Annotated in this window: 14 protein-coding genes; 5 read left to right on the top strand and 9 right to left on the bottom strand. The window is 72.2% G+C overall.

Translation table 11 applies throughout. The annotated features are described in order from the left end of the window. The first annotated feature begins 33 nt into the window (after positions 1-33). On the top strand, positions 34-1,182 hold the full coding sequence (gene alc / locus QSK18_RS06690) for an allantoicase (RefSeq protein WP_285617226.1): 1,149 nt from the start codon (positions 34-36) through the stop codon (positions 1,180-1,182). Here the strand turns inward: alc and QSK18_RS06695 are convergent. After that, the gene (locus tag QSK18_RS06695) at positions 1,167-1,643 is read right to left on the bottom strand and encodes a GNAT family N-acetyltransferase (RefSeq protein ID WP_285617228.1); all 477 of its coding nucleotides are present in this window, start codon (positions 1,641-1,643) and stop codon (positions 1,167-1,169) included. The genes alc and QSK18_RS06695 overlap by 16 nt on opposite strands. A 95-nt stretch (positions 1,644-1,738) precedes the next feature. Here QSK18_RS06695 and QSK18_RS06700 point away from each other — a divergent pair, with 95 nt between their 5' ends. The 3 genes from QSK18_RS06700 (at position 1,739) to QSK18_RS06710 (ending at position 4,307) form a co-directional block, all read left to right on the top strand. Next, complete coding sequence (locus QSK18_RS06700; protein WP_232814767.1) at positions 1,739-2,257, top strand: DinB family protein; 519 nt, start codon at positions 1,739-1,741, stop codon at positions 2,255-2,257. A 75-nt stretch (positions 2,258-2,332) separates the two neighbouring features. Then, the gene (locus QSK18_RS06705; RefSeq protein WP_285617230.1) at positions 2,333-2,626 is read left to right on the top strand and encodes a hypothetical protein; all 294 of its coding nucleotides are present in this window, start codon (positions 2,333-2,335) and stop codon (positions 2,624-2,626) included. 40 nt (positions 2,627-2,666) lie between these two features. After that, positions 2,667-4,307: a hypothetical protein gene (locus QSK18_RS06710; RefSeq protein ID WP_285617231.1), complete on the top strand. Its 1,641-nt coding sequence runs from the start codon at positions 2,667-2,669 to the stop codon at positions 4,305-4,307. 84 nt (positions 4,308-4,391) lie between these two features. On the opposite strand, the gene QSK18_RS06715 is transcribed toward QSK18_RS06710, so the two are convergent. The 7 genes from QSK18_RS06715 to QSK18_RS06745 form a co-directional block, all read right to left on the bottom strand. After that, a complete protein-coding gene (locus QSK18_RS06715) occupies positions 4,392-4,847 on the bottom strand; it encodes an RrF2 family transcriptional regulator (protein WP_232814764.1) in 456 nt (151 codons plus the stop codon). A gap of 132 nt (positions 4,848-4,979) precedes the next feature. After that, positions 4,980-5,957 carry a sulfate/molybdate ABC transporter ATP-binding protein gene (locus QSK18_RS06720; protein ID WP_232814763.1) on the bottom strand — a complete coding sequence of 326 codons (978 nt, stop codon included), beginning with the start codon at positions 5,955-5,957 and terminating at the stop codon, positions 4,980-4,982. Further along, positions 5,954-6,862, bottom strand: a complete 909-nt coding sequence (locus QSK18_RS06725) for a sulfate ABC transporter permease (RefSeq protein WP_285617235.1) — start codon at positions 6,860-6,862, stop codon at positions 5,954-5,956. The genes QSK18_RS06720 and QSK18_RS06725 overlap by 4 nt, the downstream gene beginning before the upstream one ends. Beyond that, complete coding sequence (cysT, locus tag QSK18_RS06730; RefSeq protein WP_269811221.1) at positions 6,855-7,709, bottom strand: sulfate ABC transporter permease subunit CysT; 855 nt, start codon at positions 7,707-7,709, stop codon at positions 6,855-6,857. Before cysT ends, QSK18_RS06725 begins: the two co-directional genes overlap by 8 nt. 6 nt (positions 7,710-7,715) lie before the next feature. Beyond that, the gene (locus QSK18_RS06735) at positions 7,716-8,753 is read right to left on the bottom strand and encodes a sulfate ABC transporter substrate-binding protein (RefSeq protein WP_232814760.1); all 1,038 of its coding nucleotides are present in this window, start codon (positions 8,751-8,753) and stop codon (positions 7,716-7,718) included. A gap of 345 nt (positions 8,754-9,098) precedes the next feature. After that, positions 9,099-10,235 carry a phosphoserine transaminase gene (serC, locus tag QSK18_RS06740; protein ID WP_285617239.1) on the bottom strand — a complete coding sequence of 379 codons (1,137 nt, stop codon included), beginning with the start codon at positions 10,233-10,235 and terminating at the stop codon, positions 9,099-9,101. Positions 10,236-10,273: 38 nt separating this feature from the next. Further along, on the bottom strand, positions 10,274-11,359 hold the full coding sequence (locus QSK18_RS06745; protein WP_285617241.1) for a citrate synthase 2: 1,086 nt from the start codon (positions 11,357-11,359) through the stop codon (positions 10,274-10,276). A 120-nt stretch (positions 11,360-11,479) separates the two neighbouring features. Here QSK18_RS06745 and pdxH point away from each other — a divergent pair, with 120 nt between their 5' ends. Further along, on the top strand, positions 11,480-12,211 hold the full coding sequence (pdxH, locus tag QSK18_RS06750; protein ID WP_285617243.1) for a pyridoxamine 5'-phosphate oxidase: 732 nt from the start codon (positions 11,480-11,482) through the stop codon (positions 12,209-12,211). Between the two features lie 49 nt (positions 12,212-12,260). Here the strand turns inward: pdxH and QSK18_RS06755 are convergent, their stop codons facing one another. Next, positions 12,261-15,788 (bottom strand): tetratricopeptide repeat protein, encoded by a 3,528-nt coding sequence (locus tag QSK18_RS06755; protein ID WP_285617245.1) that lies wholly within the window; start codon positions 15,786-15,788, stop codon positions 12,261-12,263. Between the last annotated feature and the right edge of the window lie 325 nt (positions 15,789-16,113).

Consider the following 16,113-nt stretch of genomic DNA (forward strand, 5'->3'; position numbering starts at 1 on the left):
GCCCACACACGTCCACAATTGGAAGGAATCTGCATGGCCGAGAAGCAGTGGCTGCCGGATCTGGCGAGCAGCGACGTGGGCGGGCGGGTGGTCTACGCCAACGACCAGTTGTTCGCCGACCGGCGCAATCTGATCCGGCCGGAACCCTCGGCCCACCAGACGCACACCTTCGGCCCGGACGGGAAGATCTACGACGGCTGGGAGACCCGGCGGCGCCGGGACCAGGGGCACGACCACGCGATCGTGCGGCTCGGGATGCCCGGCGTGGTGCGCTCGGTGGTCATCGACACCGCCCACTTCAAGGGCAACTACCCGCCTTTCGCCTCGATCGAGGCCGCCGCGGGTGAGGACTACCCGGTGGCCCAGGAGCTCCCCGAGAGCGCGTGGACCACGATCCTGCCCAAGGTCGCGCTGAAGGGAGACACCGCCAACGTCTTCGAGGTGTCCAGCGATCACCGCTGGACCCACGTGCGGCTGTCCATCTACCCCGACGGCGGGGTGGCCCGGCTGCGGGTGCACGGCTGGCCGGTGGCCGATCCCCGGCACCTGACCGGCACGATCGACCTGGCGGCCCAGGGCAACGGCGGTGCGGTGGTCGACTCTTCGGACGACTTCTACTCCTCGGCCAGCAAGCTGATCCTGCCCGGCAACCCGCCCACCACCCAGGGCGGGTGGGAGAACGCGCGGCGGCGCGCCGGGGGCAACGACTACGTGCTCTTCTCCCTGGCCGGGCTCGGCCGGGTGCGCCGGGCGGTGATCGACACCAGCCACTTCCTCGGCAACTCCCCGGGTGAGGTGCAGTTGACCGGCCTGGACGGGCGGGACGCCGATCCGGAGCGGCCGGTCTCCGACCACGGCCCGTGGCTGGAGCTGCTGCCCCGCCGGCCCCTGCGACCCGACTCGGTGCACCGGTTCCGCCCTGCGCGGGAGGCGGTCACGCTGGTCCGGATGGACGTGTACCCGGACGGTGGGATGTCCCGGGTGCGGTTGCTGGGTGAGCTCGAGCCGGAGGCCCTGGACCAGCTGACCCTGCGCTACCTGGCCGCCCTGCCCGGCGGGCACCTGGAGGAGCTGCTGCTCGCGGTGCCGTCGCTCGGCTCGGCCGAGGCCGACGAGCTGCGCTCCTCCCGAGCGACGATCACTGCGGTGCCCCCGGCGTTGCGCAGCTACCTGCTGGACTGAAACATCATGGCGAGAAGGTGTTCCCGAGGGTCTTCGGAAGGGGTGTCGACGAACCCGAGAGAGCGGTAGAGGCCGATCGGGGCGGCCCGCCAGTCCCAGACCGTGAGGGTGACCTCGCGGTCTGCGGCCTGCTCGATCACCGCCCGGACCAGCGCCCGGCCGGCGCCGGTACCCCGCGCCCGGGGATCGACCCACAGGCGCTTCATCTCCACCCGGTCGGCCTCGGTGTGCAGAACGACCAGACCCAGAGGACGTCTGTCAGTCGCCTCCCGAGCCAGGAGGGTGCCGGCCAGGAGCTCGCCGGGACGATCGATCTCGTCCTGGTAGCGCTGGGGGAGCGGGCCGTGCGGGGCCAGACCGCGCTCGGCCTTCTCCTGCTCCGTCACCGTCAGGTACTCGGCCAGCAGGCGGGACACCGCCGGTGCATCCTCCGGGCGGGCGGGGGCCACGGTCACGGTCATCGGCCGATCCTACGGAGTGTGTCACCGCTGGGAAATCTGATGCGGAGTTCACGGAGGGGAGGAAACACCCGCAACGGGCGCACTATCGTTACCGCATGCCGATCGAGAAGGACACCAAGGACTGGACGTGGGTACTCGATCGCACCTGCCCGGACTGTGGTTACGAGGCCGGGTCGGTGCAGATGTGGCGCCTGCCGTCGCTGATCCGGGCCAACGTCGCCTCCTGGCTGGAGGTGCTGGTCCAGCCGGACGTGCGGCGGCGGCCGAAGGAGGAGGTCTGGTCCCCGCTGGAGTACGCCTGCCACGTGCGCGACACCTTCCGGGTCTTCGACCAGCGTCTGCAGATGATGCTGACCGAGAACGACCCGCTCTTCCCCAACTGGGACCAGGACGACACGGCGCTCCAGGAGCGGTACTGGGAACAGGATCCCGTTCTGGTCTCACGTGAGCTGCTGGCCTCCGGAGACGCCATCGCACACCGGTTCGCCGCGGTCACCGACGCGCAGTGGGCCCGGCCGGGCCGGCGCAGCGACGGCGCCAAGTTCACGGTGGACAGCTTCGCCCGCTACTTCCTGCACGACCCGGTGCACCACCTGCACGACGTGACGTACTGACGGTTCCCCGGTGGAAAGTGGGGCCTGTGGATAACTTTCCAAGACTGTCGGTGGTCCGGTCTACGGTTCCTGAGTATGAGCCCACGGCTGAACGTCGACACCGACGAGCTGCACGGTCTTGCCGCCCGCATCCGCTCGGCGGCCTCCGAGGCCGCCAACACCCACGCCAACCCGGGCGCCATGCGCGCCACCATGGCCGCCCTCGGCGACCCGGGCCTGACCGCGGCCTCGCACACCTTTCTCGAGCGCTGGTCCTACGCCCTCGGTGAGGTGGTGGCCGACGCCGAGCGGCTCGCCGACCAGGTCGCACTGGTGGCCCGGACCTGCGAAGACGCCGAGGCTCTCACTGCCCGGAGCTTCGTGCCGTGAGCGGCTTCGACGAGCGGTGCGGTGAGCCGGGGGCGGTCGCGTGAACGGTTCGGCAGAGCTCACGCGCCTGCGGGCTGCGGCCGGGGCGGCCGAGTCGCTGAGCCGCCACCTGCTGGTCATCGCCGACGGGCTCGAGGTCGCGGCCGAGGGCTTTCCCACCCCGGCGGTGGTGCCGTCCCCGGCCTCGGCCGCCATCAGCCACCTGCTCTCCGTCGAGCCGGGCGAGCTGCGTCAGGTCGGTTCGGCCTGCCGTGAGGCGGCCCACGCCTACCGCCGCCACGCCGAGCTGCTCCATCCGGCCATCTCCAGCCTGCAGCGCGCCCTTTCGGCCCCCGCCGATCTGGCCGACGTGCTGGTCACCGACGCCGTGCGGCAGTCGTCCGAGGCCGCCCGGCTCACCGCGTCCACCCTGGCCGGGCTGGCCGCGCTCGCTCCCGAGAAGCCCGCCCGCTGGCGCCGCTGGCTGGCCGGCGCCGACGAGGTCCGCGCCGAAGTCGTGCTGGGCATCGAAGAAGCCACCGAAGATGCGCTCAGCGCCACCGGGCAACTCCTCGTCCAGCGCTTCCGCCCGCCCGGCCCGCAGGCCGCCCTGCAGAGCGCCGCGAGCCTGAAAGCCGTTGTGCAGCACCCGGGTGAGGCGCTCAAGGCCATGGCCGACTGGCAGACCTGGCGCTCCAACCCGGCCCGGGCCGCGGGTCACCTGGTGCCGGGTCTGGTCGGTGGCGGGCTCTCGGCCGGGCAGGTCGCGGCCGGCCGGGCCGGTCAGCTCCAGCGTGCAGCCCACGCCGCCCAGATCGCCCGCGCCGAAGAGGCCGGGCGTCGCGCGTCCACCGCCGCCGCGGCCCGCTCCGCCCGCTCCGACCTGATCGACCGCAGCACCTCGGCCGTCCCGCAGCAACGGCCCTCGGCCTGGCGAGGAGAAGACGGCCTGGGCCTCAACGCACAGGCCAGCGCGGCTGTCGACACCTTCTCCGCCCTGGCCGCCGCCGGTGAACCCACCCTCACCGCAGCCATGCGCGAGGTCTCCCGCACCGCTCGGGTCGAGCTGGCCGGCCTCGCCCACCGGCTGAAAGACGGAGAGTCCCTGAAGCGGAAGGTGGCCACCCAGCAGGCCAGCACCGGAGGTTCGCTCCCGGTGCTGCTCGACCGGGCGCAAGACGCGGTGCGCTACACCGTGGTCCTGGCCGACCGCTCCTACGTCTCCGGCGTGGCCCAGGTCGCCGCCCTGCTCGAGAGCCGCGGCTACCACAACCTCACCGTCCACAACGCCTGGCAGTCCAGCCGGTACCGCGGCATCAACACCACCTGGGCCGACCCGTCCACCGGCATCGCCTTCGAGGTCCAGTTCCATACCCCGGCCACCTGGCGCGTCACCCGCGAGACCCACCGCGCCTACGAGGAGTTCCGCCAGGTCGGCACCACCCAGGCCCGCAAAGACGAGCTGTCCGCCCAGATCGGCGCCGCCTACCGCACCGCCCCCGTCCCGGCCGGCGTCAGCCGGCTCAGCGCCCAGGCCCTCCCACCCTCCAGCGTCGTCGAACGCGTCCCGATCGACTACACCGTCCACGCCGGCCTGGGCGTCGCCGCCGCCCCCTCCGCCACCCAGGCCTCGGAGGAGATCACGGAGCGCGCAGCGGCTCGGGAAACACCCAAGTCAGGAGGCCGCCCGGCCAACGAATAGTTAGCCGAGCCGAGCCGGGTTGAGCCGAGCTGGTTCAGCGGCGTCGGGCGTTCGGTGCCGGACTGTTCTGGCCGACCAGCCTGGTCAGCGGGCGAGCCAGGCGTCGGGTGCCTCGGCCATCTCCCGCACCGTCGTGGGCAGCTCGCCCGTGAGCACGTCCTGCAGAGTGGTCTCGTCGAGCACCATCCGCAGCGAGTGCCGCATCGCCACCCATACCGTGGGCAGGTGCTCGGCCACCCCGGTGTACGCGGTCTCGTGCGGGCGCAACCCCCGCACCTCGGCCAGCGGCCCGTCGACCACCCGGATCACCGAGCCGATGGTGATCTGGTCGGCCGGGCGGGCCAGGGCGTAGCCGCCGTCGGCGCCGCGCTGGCTGCGCACCAGCCCGGCCCGGCGCAGCTCGGAAAGGATCGCCTCGACGAACTTGCGGGGCAGATCCTGCTGAGCGATCAGCACGTCCACCTTGACGAGCTCAGGTGATTTCGAGGCGAGCATCAGCAACGCCCGGACGGCGTAGTCGGTCTTGGCGGAGATCTGCACGGCCTTATTCTCCCAATACCGCGGGCCCGGCGCCGCCCGGCCCAGCCCGACACGCCCAGACGGGCGGGCCGGGCGGCGCCGGCCGGACCGGGACGCAGCGGGGCAGACGCAGGACAGGCGTACGACTGGTCTCTAGGGGACGGCGATCGTCCGGGGTGCGCCGCTGGTGCGCAACCAGACCTCGCGGCCCGGCTCCAGCGCGAGCGCCTCGGCCTGCACGCGGGTGAGCTGCACCCACGGTTCGCTCACCGCACCCGACCGGCCCCCGGTGGTGCGCAGCTCGGCCCGCACCTCGAAGCCCACCCGGGTCAGCTTGGTCACCGTGGCCTCGACCGAACCGTCGGCCGCCGAGCCCAGCACCTCGATGTCGTGCGGGCGCACCAGCTGACCGTCGAGCGTGGTCACCGGCCCGAGGAACTTCATCACGAAGTCGTTGGCCGGCTTGTCGTACAGGTCGTCGGGCGATCCGGTCTGCTCGATCTTCCCGCCGTTGATCACCACGATCTCGTCGGAGACCTCCAGGGCCTCCTCCTGGTCGTGGGTCACGAAGATGGTGGTCACGTGCATCTCGTCGTGCAGGTTGCGCAGCCAGTCGCGCAGCTCCTTGCGCACCTGGGCGTCCAGGGCACCGAACGGCTCGTCCAGCAGCAGCACCTCGGGCTGCACGGCCAGGGCCCGGGCCAGCGCCATCCGCTGGCGCTGCCCGCCGGACAGCTGCGAGGGCAGCCGGTCGGCGAACTGCTCCAGGTGCACCAGCTCCAGCAGTTCCATCACCCGCTTGCGGATCTCCGCCTTGGGCTTGCGCCGGATCTCCAGGCCGAAGGCCACGTTCCGGTACACCGACAGGTGCTTGAACGCGGCGTAGTGCTGGAACACGAAGCCCACGCTGCGCTTCTGCGGGGGCAGCCAGGTGGCCTGCACGCCCTCGATCTCCACCACGCCGCTGTCGGGGAACTCCAGGCCGGCGATGATCCGCAGCAGCGTGGACTTGCCTCCGCCGGAGGGGCCGAGCAGGGCGGTCAGCCGCCCGGTGGGCACCTCCAGGTCCACGTCGGACAGGGCGACGAAGTCGCCGAAGCGCTTGTTGATCCCGGTAACCGCGATGCTCACTTCTTCTGCTCCTTCGGCCGCAGCAGGGCGATGATGACGATGAAGAGGACCGCCACGCACATCAGCAGGAAGGCCGCGGTGAACGCGTCCTGCTCGGCCTGGGCCCCGAACTCCTGGTAGGCGTCGTTGACGAAGAGCGTGAGGGTCTGCGACTCGCCGGCCACGCTGCCGCTGACCACGCGCACCGCGCCGAACTCACCCAGCGAACGGGCCAGGCTGAGCACCACGCCGTAGGCCAGGGCCCACTTGATGGTCGGCAGGGTGATCCGCACGAACCGCTGGAAGGCGTTGGCGCCCAGCGACTGTGCGGCCTGGTCCTGCTCGGTCCCGGCCTCCTCGAGCACCGGGATCACCTCGCGCACCACCAGCGGCAGGGCGACGATCACGGTGGCCAGGATCAGGGCCGGGGTGGCGAAGATGATCTGGATGCCCAGGTCGTTCAGCGCCGGGCCGAACCAGCCGCCCGAGCCGTAGACGAAGATCAGCGCGATACCCACCACGATCGGCGAGATCGAGACCGGCAGGTCGATGATCGCGTTCAGCAGGCGGCGGCCGGGGAAGCGGTAACGCACCAGCAGGATCGCGATACCGACCCCGAACACGGTGTTGATCGCCACGCTGATCAGCGCCACCAGCACGCCGAGGCGGGCCGCCGACTGCAGGTCGGGATTGCGCAGCGACTCCAGCACCGGATCGAGACCGTTCTCGAAGGTGTGCTCGACCACCGTGCCGACCGGCAGGGCGACCAGGCCGAGCACGTAGACCACCGCGATGATCCGCAGGATCCAGCGTGTGGCCGGGTTGCCCGGGCGGCTGCGCCGCCGGGGGGAGCGGACCACCACCGGCGGACGGCCGTCGTCGCCGTCCGAGGACGTCTTCAGGGAAACCGAGGCAGTGTCAGTCACGGCGGGCCGCCAGTCTCTGCAGCGAGTCGAGCAGCACCAGCACGATCACGGCGACCACCAGCAGGATGGTGGCGACCGCGGCCGCCCCGGTCGTGTCGTTCTGCTCGATCAGCTTGAGGATGTACGCACTGCTGACCTCGGTCTTGCCGACCAGGTTGGCCGAGATCAGGATGACCGAACCGAACTCACCCAGCGCCCGGGCGAAGGCCAGGGCCGACCCGGCCAGCACGGCCGGGGCGATGGTGGGCAGGATGATCCGGCGGAAGACGGTGAAGCCGGAGGCCCCGAGCGAGGCCGCGGCCTCCTCCACGTCGCGTTCCATCTCGATCAGCACCGGCTGCACCGAGCGCACCACGAACGGCAGCGTCACGAACAGCAGGGCCACGACGATGCCGGTGCGGGTGCCGACCAGGTCGACACCGAACGGGCTCTGCGGGCCGTAGAGCGAGATCAGCACCAGGCCGGCCACGATCGTGGGCAGGGCGAACGGGATGTCGATGACCACCTCGACCAGCCGCTTGCCCGGGAACGAGTCCCGCACCAGCACCCAGGCCACCAGCGTCCCCATCACCGCGTTGACCACGGTGACCAGCAGGGCCGCGCCGACACTGAGCCGGATGGCGTCGAGGGCGTTCGGTGCGGTGATCGAGTCCCAGAACTCACCGAAGCCGCTCTGGAAGGCCACCACCACGATCGAGGCGATCGGCAGCAGCACGATCAGCGAGAGCCACAGCACGCCGACGCCCAGCCCGAGGCCGGACGCCGACGTGAGCCGGCCCGAGGAGACCGGTCGCGGCCGCCGCCGGGGCGGGGCCGGGACCGGGTTTTCCACGGAGGAGGAGGCCATCTCAGGTCAGCCCCGGAGCTTGGTGACGATGCCGTCGTCGCCGAAGAACTTCTTGTCCACCTCGGACCAGCCGCCGAGCTCGTCGATGGTGGTCAGGTCGGCCACGGCCGGGAACGGGGCGGCCGGGTCGTTGGCCCCCTCGACGCCGGTGGCCTCGACCCCGTCGATGACCGGGCGGTAGCCGTGCTTGGCCAGGATGGTCTGACCCTCGGTGCTCTCGATGTACTCGAGGAACTTGGAGGTCGCCTCCGGCGCCTCGGTGGTCACCGCGGCCGGGTTCTGGATCAGCAGGGTGGACTCGGGGACCACGTAGTCGAGTTCCTCGCCGGCGGCGCGCGCCGCGATGGCCTCGTTCTCGTAGGAGATCAGCACGTCGCCGGTGCCCTTGATGAACGCGTCGGTGGCGTTGCGGCCGCTGTCGTTCCAGCTCACCACGTTGCCGATGAAGCTCTTCAGGTAGGTCTCGGCCGCGGCCTCGTCGTTCGAGTCGCCGAGGGCCTGCGAGTAGGCGCCCAGCAGGTTCCACTTCGCCGCACCCGAGGTGCCCGGGTCGGCGGTGACGATCTCGACGCCCGGCTTGGCGATGTCGTCCCAGCCCTTGATGCCCTTGGGGTTGCCCTTGCGGGTCACGATCACCACGACCGAGCTGGAGGCGATGCCCTTGGTCGAGCCGGCGCTCTGCCAGTCCTCGCCGACCTTGCCGGCGTCGACGACCTTGGTCATGTCCGGCTCCAGCGAGAAGGCGACCAGGTCGGCCTTCTGCCCGGCGATCACGGCCCGGGACTGGGCCCCGCTGGCGCCGTAGGAGCTCTTGAAGGTGACGCCCTCGCCGTCCGGCGTCGCGGAGAACTGCTCGCCGAGGTCGTCGTAGGCGGACTTGATCACCGAGAAGCCGACGATGTCGATCTCGTTCTCGGCGCCTCCGCCGCCGCCGGAGCTCGAGCTCGTGCCGTCGTTCGAACCGCAGGCGCTCAGCCCGACCGCGGAGGCTGCCAGCAGGGCGAGCACGGAGACCGTGCGGCCGCGTCCACGCAGAACGTTCATCTCGAGGGGACTCCAAGTCTGTACGGGCCGTCCGTGGGCCCGGGAAGCGGACGAGAAATGGCGGTGCTGGGCAGTACGGGGAGGTGCTGGGGCAGTTCGCCGGGCCGGTCGGGCGACTCGGTGGCGGTAACCATACATTAACTCTATCGCTCTACTAGAGAATAGAGGAAAAACAGGGTTTGTGGAACGAACCTCCGTGACGGTTCGGTGAAGTTCGTCGATGTGCCGTTACCGGACGGCGCCCGAAGTGGTCAGTGCCTTCTCAAAGCCCCCACAAACCAAAGGACGTCCGCGAGCCGTAGGGCTCGCGGACGTCCTCAAGCAGTGGTTGGGTTAGGAGGAGGGCTAACCCAACTGCTCCACCACGTACTCGATGCAGCTGAGCAGCGCACTTACGTCGTCCGGGGCGACCGCGGGGTAGACCGCGAGGCGGAGCTGGTTGCGGCCCAGCTTGCGGTAGGGCTCGGTGTCGACGATCCCGTTCGCCCGCAGCACCCGGGCCACCGTCGCGGCATCCACCCCGTCGAAGTCGACGGTGCAGACCACCTGGCTGCGAGCGGCCGGGGTAGCCACGAACGGGCTGGTGTAGGGCATCTTCTCGGCCCAGGTGTAGATCCGCTCACTGGAGTCGGCGGTGCGGGCGACCACCCAGTCGAGCCCGCCGTTGGCCAGCATCCAGTCGATCTGCGAGGCCATCAGTGCCACCGTGGCCACGGCCGGGGTGTTGAGCGTCTGGTTCTTACGGGAGTTGGCGATCGCGGTCTCGAGGTCGAGGAAGTCGGGGATGTAGCGGCCGGACGCGGCGATCCGCGCGCTGCGCTCCAGGGCGGCCGGCGACAGCACGGCGAACCAGAGGCCACCGTCGGAGGCGAAGCTCTTCTGGGGAGCGAAGTAGTAGGCGTCGGTCTGCGCGATGTCCACCGGGAGGCCGCCCGCGCCGGAGGTGGCGTCGATCAGCATCAGGGAGTCCGCGTCGGCGCCGGGAACCCGCAGGACGGGGGCCATGACTCCGGTCGAGGTCTCGTTCTGGGGCCAGGCGTAGACGTCCACCCCCTCCTCGGCGTGCGGTTGCGCCAGGTCTCCGGCCGGTGCCTCGAGCACCGTGCCGGCGCCCAGGAACGGGGCCTTGGCGGTGACCGAGGCGAACTTGGCCGAGAACTCGCCGAAGGTCACGTGCTGGGCGCGGTGGCGCACCAGGTTGTGGGCCGCGATGTCCCAGAACGCGTTGGACCCGCCGTTGCCGAGCACCACCTCGTAGCCCTCGGGGAGCGAGAACAGTTCGCCCAGCCCGGCCCGGACCCGGCCCACCAGGTCCTTCACCGGGGCCTGGCGGTGCGAGGTGCCGAGCACGGTGCGCTCGATGGAGGCCAGGTAGGCGACCTGCTCGGGGCGGATCTTGCTGGGCCCGGAGCCGAAACGGCCGTCGGCGGGCAGCAGGTTCGCCGGGATGACGATGGACTCGGCGGCGGTCGGCTCACTCACGCGGGCAAGTGTCGCAGGCCCGGCCGCCGCCCCGCCCGTCAATACCCCGTGACGCTCTCGAGGGCCCGTGAGCCCTCCCCGACATAACGGGCGGAGGGGCGCACCAGCCGGCCGGTGGCCTTCTGTTCCAGGATGTGCGCCGACCACCCGGCGGTGCGGGCACAACTGAACAGGGGCGTGAACATCCGGGCCGGTACCTCGGCGAAGTCCAGCATCACGGCCGCCCAGAACTCCACGTTGGTGGCCAGCACCCGATCCGGGCGCCGGGCCTGCAGCTCGGCCAGGGCGGCCTGCTCCAAGGCCCGGGCCACCTCGAACCGGGGTGTCTTGAGCCGCTCGGCGGTGGCCCGCAGCACCTGGGCCCGTGGGTCCTCGGCCCGGTAGACCCGGTGCCCGAAGCCCATCAGTCGCTCACCCCGGTCGAGCAGGTCCTTCACGTAGGCCTCGGCGTCACCGCGCTGCTCCACCCCTTCCAGCATGTGCAGCACCCGCGAGGGCGCGCCCCCGTGCAGTGGGCCGGACATCGCGCCGACCGCACCGGACAGTGCTGCGGCCACGTCGGCCCCGGTCGAGGCGATCACCCGGGCGGTGAAGGTGGACGCGTTCATCCCGTGCTCGGCGGCCGAGACCCAGTAGGCGTCGACCGCCTCCACGTGCTTCGGGTCCGGCTCGCCCCGCCACTCGATCATGAACCGCTCGGTGCTGGTCCGGCCCCGGTCCACCAGCTCCGGCGGCACCACCGGCAGATCCTGCCCACGCGCCGACTGGGCCACGAACGAGAGACCGGTCGCCGAGACCCGGGCCAGGTCGGCGCGGGCCTGGGTGACGTCGATGTCGAGCAACGGCCGCAGCCCCCACTGCGCAGCCAGTTGGGCCAGGGCGCTCTGCAGGTCGACCCGGACGTCGCCGGTGCGCACCGGCAGCGGGAACGGTTCGGCCGGCGGCAGCCCGGGGGCGAAGGCGTTGTCCACCAGCAGGCCCCAGACCTGGCCGAAGTCGACCCGCCCGGCCAGGTCGACCAGATCGACGCCGCGGTAGCGCAGCGCCCCGCCGTCCCGGTCGGGTTCGGCGATGACGGTCTCGAAAGCGACCACGCCCTCGAGCCCCGGAACGAATTCGCCCATCACGGAATCCTTTTCTGCTGGGAGACAACCTGACAACCAGTGCAGCGCAGCCTGATCGGCGGGGGTAGGGCGTCCGGCATGTCCAACGCCACATTCCTTGCCCCAGTGCAGACTGGGCCCATGAGCATCGAGCCCGTCGACCCGGCGTTCAGCACCCAGCGGCTGTCCTACCAAGTGCCCGGTCTGGCCGAGACCGAACTGGCCGACACCCCGCTGGCCCAGTTCCGGCACTGGTACGACGACGCGCTGGCGCACCCGGAGGTGAGCGAGCCGAACGCGATGGCGCTGGCCACGGTCGACCCGCACGGAGCCCCGACGGTGCGCACGGTGCTGCTCAAGCACGCCGAGCGACTGGGGTTCGTGTTCTTCACCAACTACGGCTCCCGCAAGGGCCTCGAACTGACCGCGAACCCGCTCGCCGCGCTCGACCTGGTCTGGATGCCGCTGCACCGGCAGGTCACGGTGCGCGGGGTGGTGGAACGGGTGGACGAACGGGCCACCGCCGAGTACTTCCGCTCCCGGCCGTGGGGCTCACGCATCGGGGCCTGGGCCAGTCGCCAGTCGCGGGTGGCCGCCTCCCGGGCCGACTTCGTCGACCGTTGGCGGGATTTCAGCGAACAGTGGCCGGACACCGGTCAGGCCGAGGACGTGCCGGTGCCGCCGAACTGGGGCGGTTTCCTGGTGCGACCGGTGGAGATCGAGTTCTGGCAGGGCCAGCCGTCGCGGATGCACGACCGGCTGGTCTTCCTGCCGGCCGCCGCCGATCCGCAGGACGTTCGGATCACCGCCGACGCCGGTCTGCCCCTGCTCGACGATGCTTCGGGCTGGCAGATCGTGCGCCGGGAGCCCTGAAGAACCTCATTGAGGACGATGGTGAGCGGCCCGGGTGGGCCGCTCACCATCACCCGGGTTCGCAGTAGCGGTTCCAGGCCGCCTCGGCCTCGTCGTCCCGGCCGGCGCCGCCGAGCACCGCGGCCAGCCGGGCGCCCAGCCCATGGGTCTGTTCCTGCTCGGCGGCGGCGGCCGCACCCTCGGCCGCCTCCCGCAGGTCGGCCACTGCTCCCTCGAGATCGCCCAGCTCGGCGCGCAACTGTCCGCGCAGTCCCTGCAGGTCGCGGGCCGACCAGGCGTCGTCGAGCTCGTGGTACTCCTGCACCAGCGGGCCGGCCACCGCCATCGCCTCCTCGAAACGCCCGGCCAGAGCCAGGAGCCGGGCCCGCTGCTCGGCCACCGCCACCCGGTGCCAGCGCAGCTGGTGCTCGCCCGCGGCCCGCTCCGCGGGCTGCAGCCGACGCCCGGCCAGGGCCCGGGCCCAGGCGTCGAGCGTCTCGTCGGCCTCGTCGAGCGCATCCAGGGCCGCCCCGTCACCGGAGGCGGCCCGCACCGCGGTGACCCGTTCCCGGCGGCAGGTCGCGGCCCGGGCCCAGTCGCCCCCGGCCTCGGACAGCTCGGCCGCCCGGAGCAGGTCGGCCGCCACCCGCCCGGGCCGGCCGGCCAGCCGGGCCGCCAGTTGCCAGGCCTCGGCCTGGCCGATCGGATTGCCGTTGCGGGCGTGCCACTGGGCGCTGCGGATGGCCAGGCGCCGGGCCGGGCCGACCGGCGTTCCGGCCGTCGAGTTCGCCTCGGCCGCAGCGAACGCCGCGGCCCCGGCCAGGTGCATCCGGGACGCCACCTCGGCCGGGATCTGCCCCGGCACCGGCTCCACGTCGTCCGGTGCGGCCCCCGGCGTCTTCAGCGGCGCCGTCTCCAGTCCTTCGGCCCGCAGCACCTCGGCCACGTCGGCCAGCGCCGCCTCGGCCGCGGCGGCCGCGGCGAACGGCCGGTCGAGCGCCAGCAGCACCCGGGACAGGTCGACCCGGCACTGCCCGGCCAGGGCCGGGGGCGCGTACTTGTCCAGCAGGGGCACGGCCCGGGCCAGGTCGGCGGCGGCCAGGGAGGTCTCGCCGGTGCGGTGCCGCAGCATGGCCGAAGCGGCCAGCAGGGTACCCAGAACCGGCCCCTCGCCAGCCCTTTCGGCATCCCCCACGGCGGTGTTCCAGACCGAGAGGGCCGCACCGGGATCGGTCTCGGCCAGCAGCGTGGCCAGGTCGGCCCCGGCCTGCGCACGCTCCAGCGGCCGCACTCCCACCGGCAGCGTGGCGACCGCCTGCATCAGCGTGCTCACCGCGTTGTGCCGTGGTTCGTCGCGGGCCCGCAGGCGCAGCATCCGGGTGAGTGCGCGCAGGTGCCGGTGCTCCAGCCGTTCCGGTGGCACCGAGCGCAGCTGGGCCACCGACGTCTCCAGCGGGTCGAAGTTCACCAGGTCGAGGGTCTGCGCCAGTTCGCGCACCTCTTCCGGTGACATCTGCGCCCGGATCCGCTCGATCGCGTCCAGCCGGCGTCGGGGCTGCTGGGTGTCCTCACCGCTGGAGAAGGGCCGCTGGCCGGGGGAGTTCGAGGGGGTCACCGGGATCGGGGTGGTCATGAACGGGCCGATCAGCGACGTCGGCATGGAGGCCGGGCCGAACGGCTCGGCCACCGCCGGGTCGTGGATCGGCTGGACCTCGGTGTCCTCTTCCTCCTCGGCGTCGGGCTCAGCTTCGGGTTCTTCCGGATCGGGGGAGACCGGGAGCAGGGCGGTGGCCTCGACTGGGACCGAGCCGTGCACCGGCACCAGCTGGGAGATCTGCTCGGGCACGGGCACCCCGGCCATCGCCGCGATCTCCCGGGCCAGCACCAGCCGGGACAGCGCCTCGCCGAGGTCGGGGCCCGGGCTCAGCCCGGCCACCTCCGCGGTCAGCTCCTCGATCCGGTCCATCGCCGGGCCCGGGTCGATCAGCCGATTCCCGGCCGCGGCGAGCACACAGGCCTGCTCGTGCAGCAGCGCCTCGAGGTGCAGTCCGGCCCGCTGGAGCCGCTCGGTGGCCTCCTGAGCGGCGGTCATCAGTGGCCGGTCAGGGGCGAGATCCGCCGGGTGCGAGGCGATTTCCTCGAGAGTGAGCCAGCCGTCCAGCCGGGCCGCGGCCCGCTCGGCGTCGGTCTGGCCCCGCGTCTGGGCGGTGGGCCGGGTCGCCCGCCAGGCGGTCAGCACCGCCTGCATTGCCTCGATCGCGTCGATCCGCAGCGCGTCCTCGAACTCCTTGGCCAGCACGGTGATGTCGGCCGGCACCCCGTCGCCCTGGGCCCGGCGGCCACCGCGCACCGGCGGGGCCCACTCCGGGAGCCCGGCCCGGTCGAACGCATCCAGCGGCATGTCCGGCAGCGGGCCGGAACCCAGGGTCTCGCGCAGCCCGTCGCCGATCGCCGAGGTCTCGTTGCGCCCGTCGAAAAGCGTTGCCAGCCGGTTGCTCACCGCCAGCACGCGCTCGCCGAGGGCACCGACCGTGAGGTCTTCGGTGTGGGCCAGGGCCGGGGGCAGCGTGCTCGCCCGGGCGGCCGGCAGCACCACCTCGTTGGCCCGCCCGGCCTCGCTCAGCCCCCAGACCAGCCGGGCGATCGCCGAGGCGGTGCCCAGCTGCTCCAGCGGTTCGGGGGTGACCGCCAGCGCGGGCAGCCACTCCCGCAGCAGGTCCAGCCCGTGCCGCAACCGCCCGGCCCGGGCGCAGGCCAGGATCTGGTCGGCGGCCCCCATGCCGCGCAGGGCACTTGCGGCCAGCACGTCGCCGCCCGCGTCGCCGGCGATCCCGGCGGTGGCGGCCGCCGTGGCCAGCCGGGCCCGGATCAGCCTCACCGCCCGAACGTGCTCGGAAGCCGCCGCGCCGACCGCCCCGGTACGCAGCAGTGCGGGCAGCACCGCACCGATCACTCCGGCCGGCTGCGCCTCGCACTCGGTCATCGGCGCCCGCAGCACCGGCGCGGCGTGCTCGATCGCCCGCTGGTAGGCGCCCACCGCCACCAGGTGCCGCACCTGTTCGGCCTGCTCGCACTCGGCGCAGCCGACCCCGGCGGGAGCGGGCCCGGCGGCCAGCCAGGCCTCGAGCAGGTCGCCGGCAGCCAGCGAACCCTGCACGTGCTGGGTGAACAGGAACCGGGCGCGCAGCACCGGCCCCGGATGCTCCCCGGCCTCGGCGTAGCGCTGCTCGGCGCCGGTGACGATGTGGTTGATCAGGGAGCGCGAGACGTCGGGGTAGGGCAGCAGCCCGGCCGCCGCCTCGGCCAGGTTGGCCAGCACCCGGCGCCGCAGGTCCTCGCCCATCCAGCCAGGGGCCTCGTCGTAGCGGGCGGTCAGCCAGCCCAGCAGTTCCGGCACCCGCCCGTGCCGCCCGCCGATCAGACAGGCCGTCAGCAGGGTGCTGCGGATCTCGGTGCCCAGCCGGCCGACCTCGTGGGCCCCGCCCGCGCGGGTCACCGAGGGCAGCAGACCGTCCAGGGCACGGATCTGCCCCGGGCCCGCCGGAAGGGTCGCGGCAGCGGCCAGTGCCGTGTGGATCTCCTCGGACGCCGTGCTCACCCGACCGATCATGCCTTCTCCCACCCCTTCCTGTCGGCCGACCGGGTGATCGAAGGGGTGCTGTACGCCGAAGGTGAAAATCCGTTGCACTCCTCCGGGGCGTCTACGTACCTTCGAGGCACACGGGAAGGGAGGTGGTCCGAACAGTGATTTCACATCGGACGCGTGAGGTGGCGGCCGCCTAGCCGCTGCAGTTCCGGACGGACTGCTCTCGATACCCGAGAGTGATTCCACGGCCGTCAGCGGCCGGCGAAATCCCAGGCAGTCACCGCAGCCCGCAGGGGTCCGTATCGTCCAGCGGACACCGCCGGAGAATCCGGCGAGC

This window comes from Kineosporia sp. NBRC 101677, assembly GCF_030269265.1.
In the GTDB taxonomy this organism is placed as follows: Bacteria; Actinomycetota; Actinomycetes; order Actinomycetales; family Kineosporiaceae; genus Kineosporia; species Kineosporia rhizophila.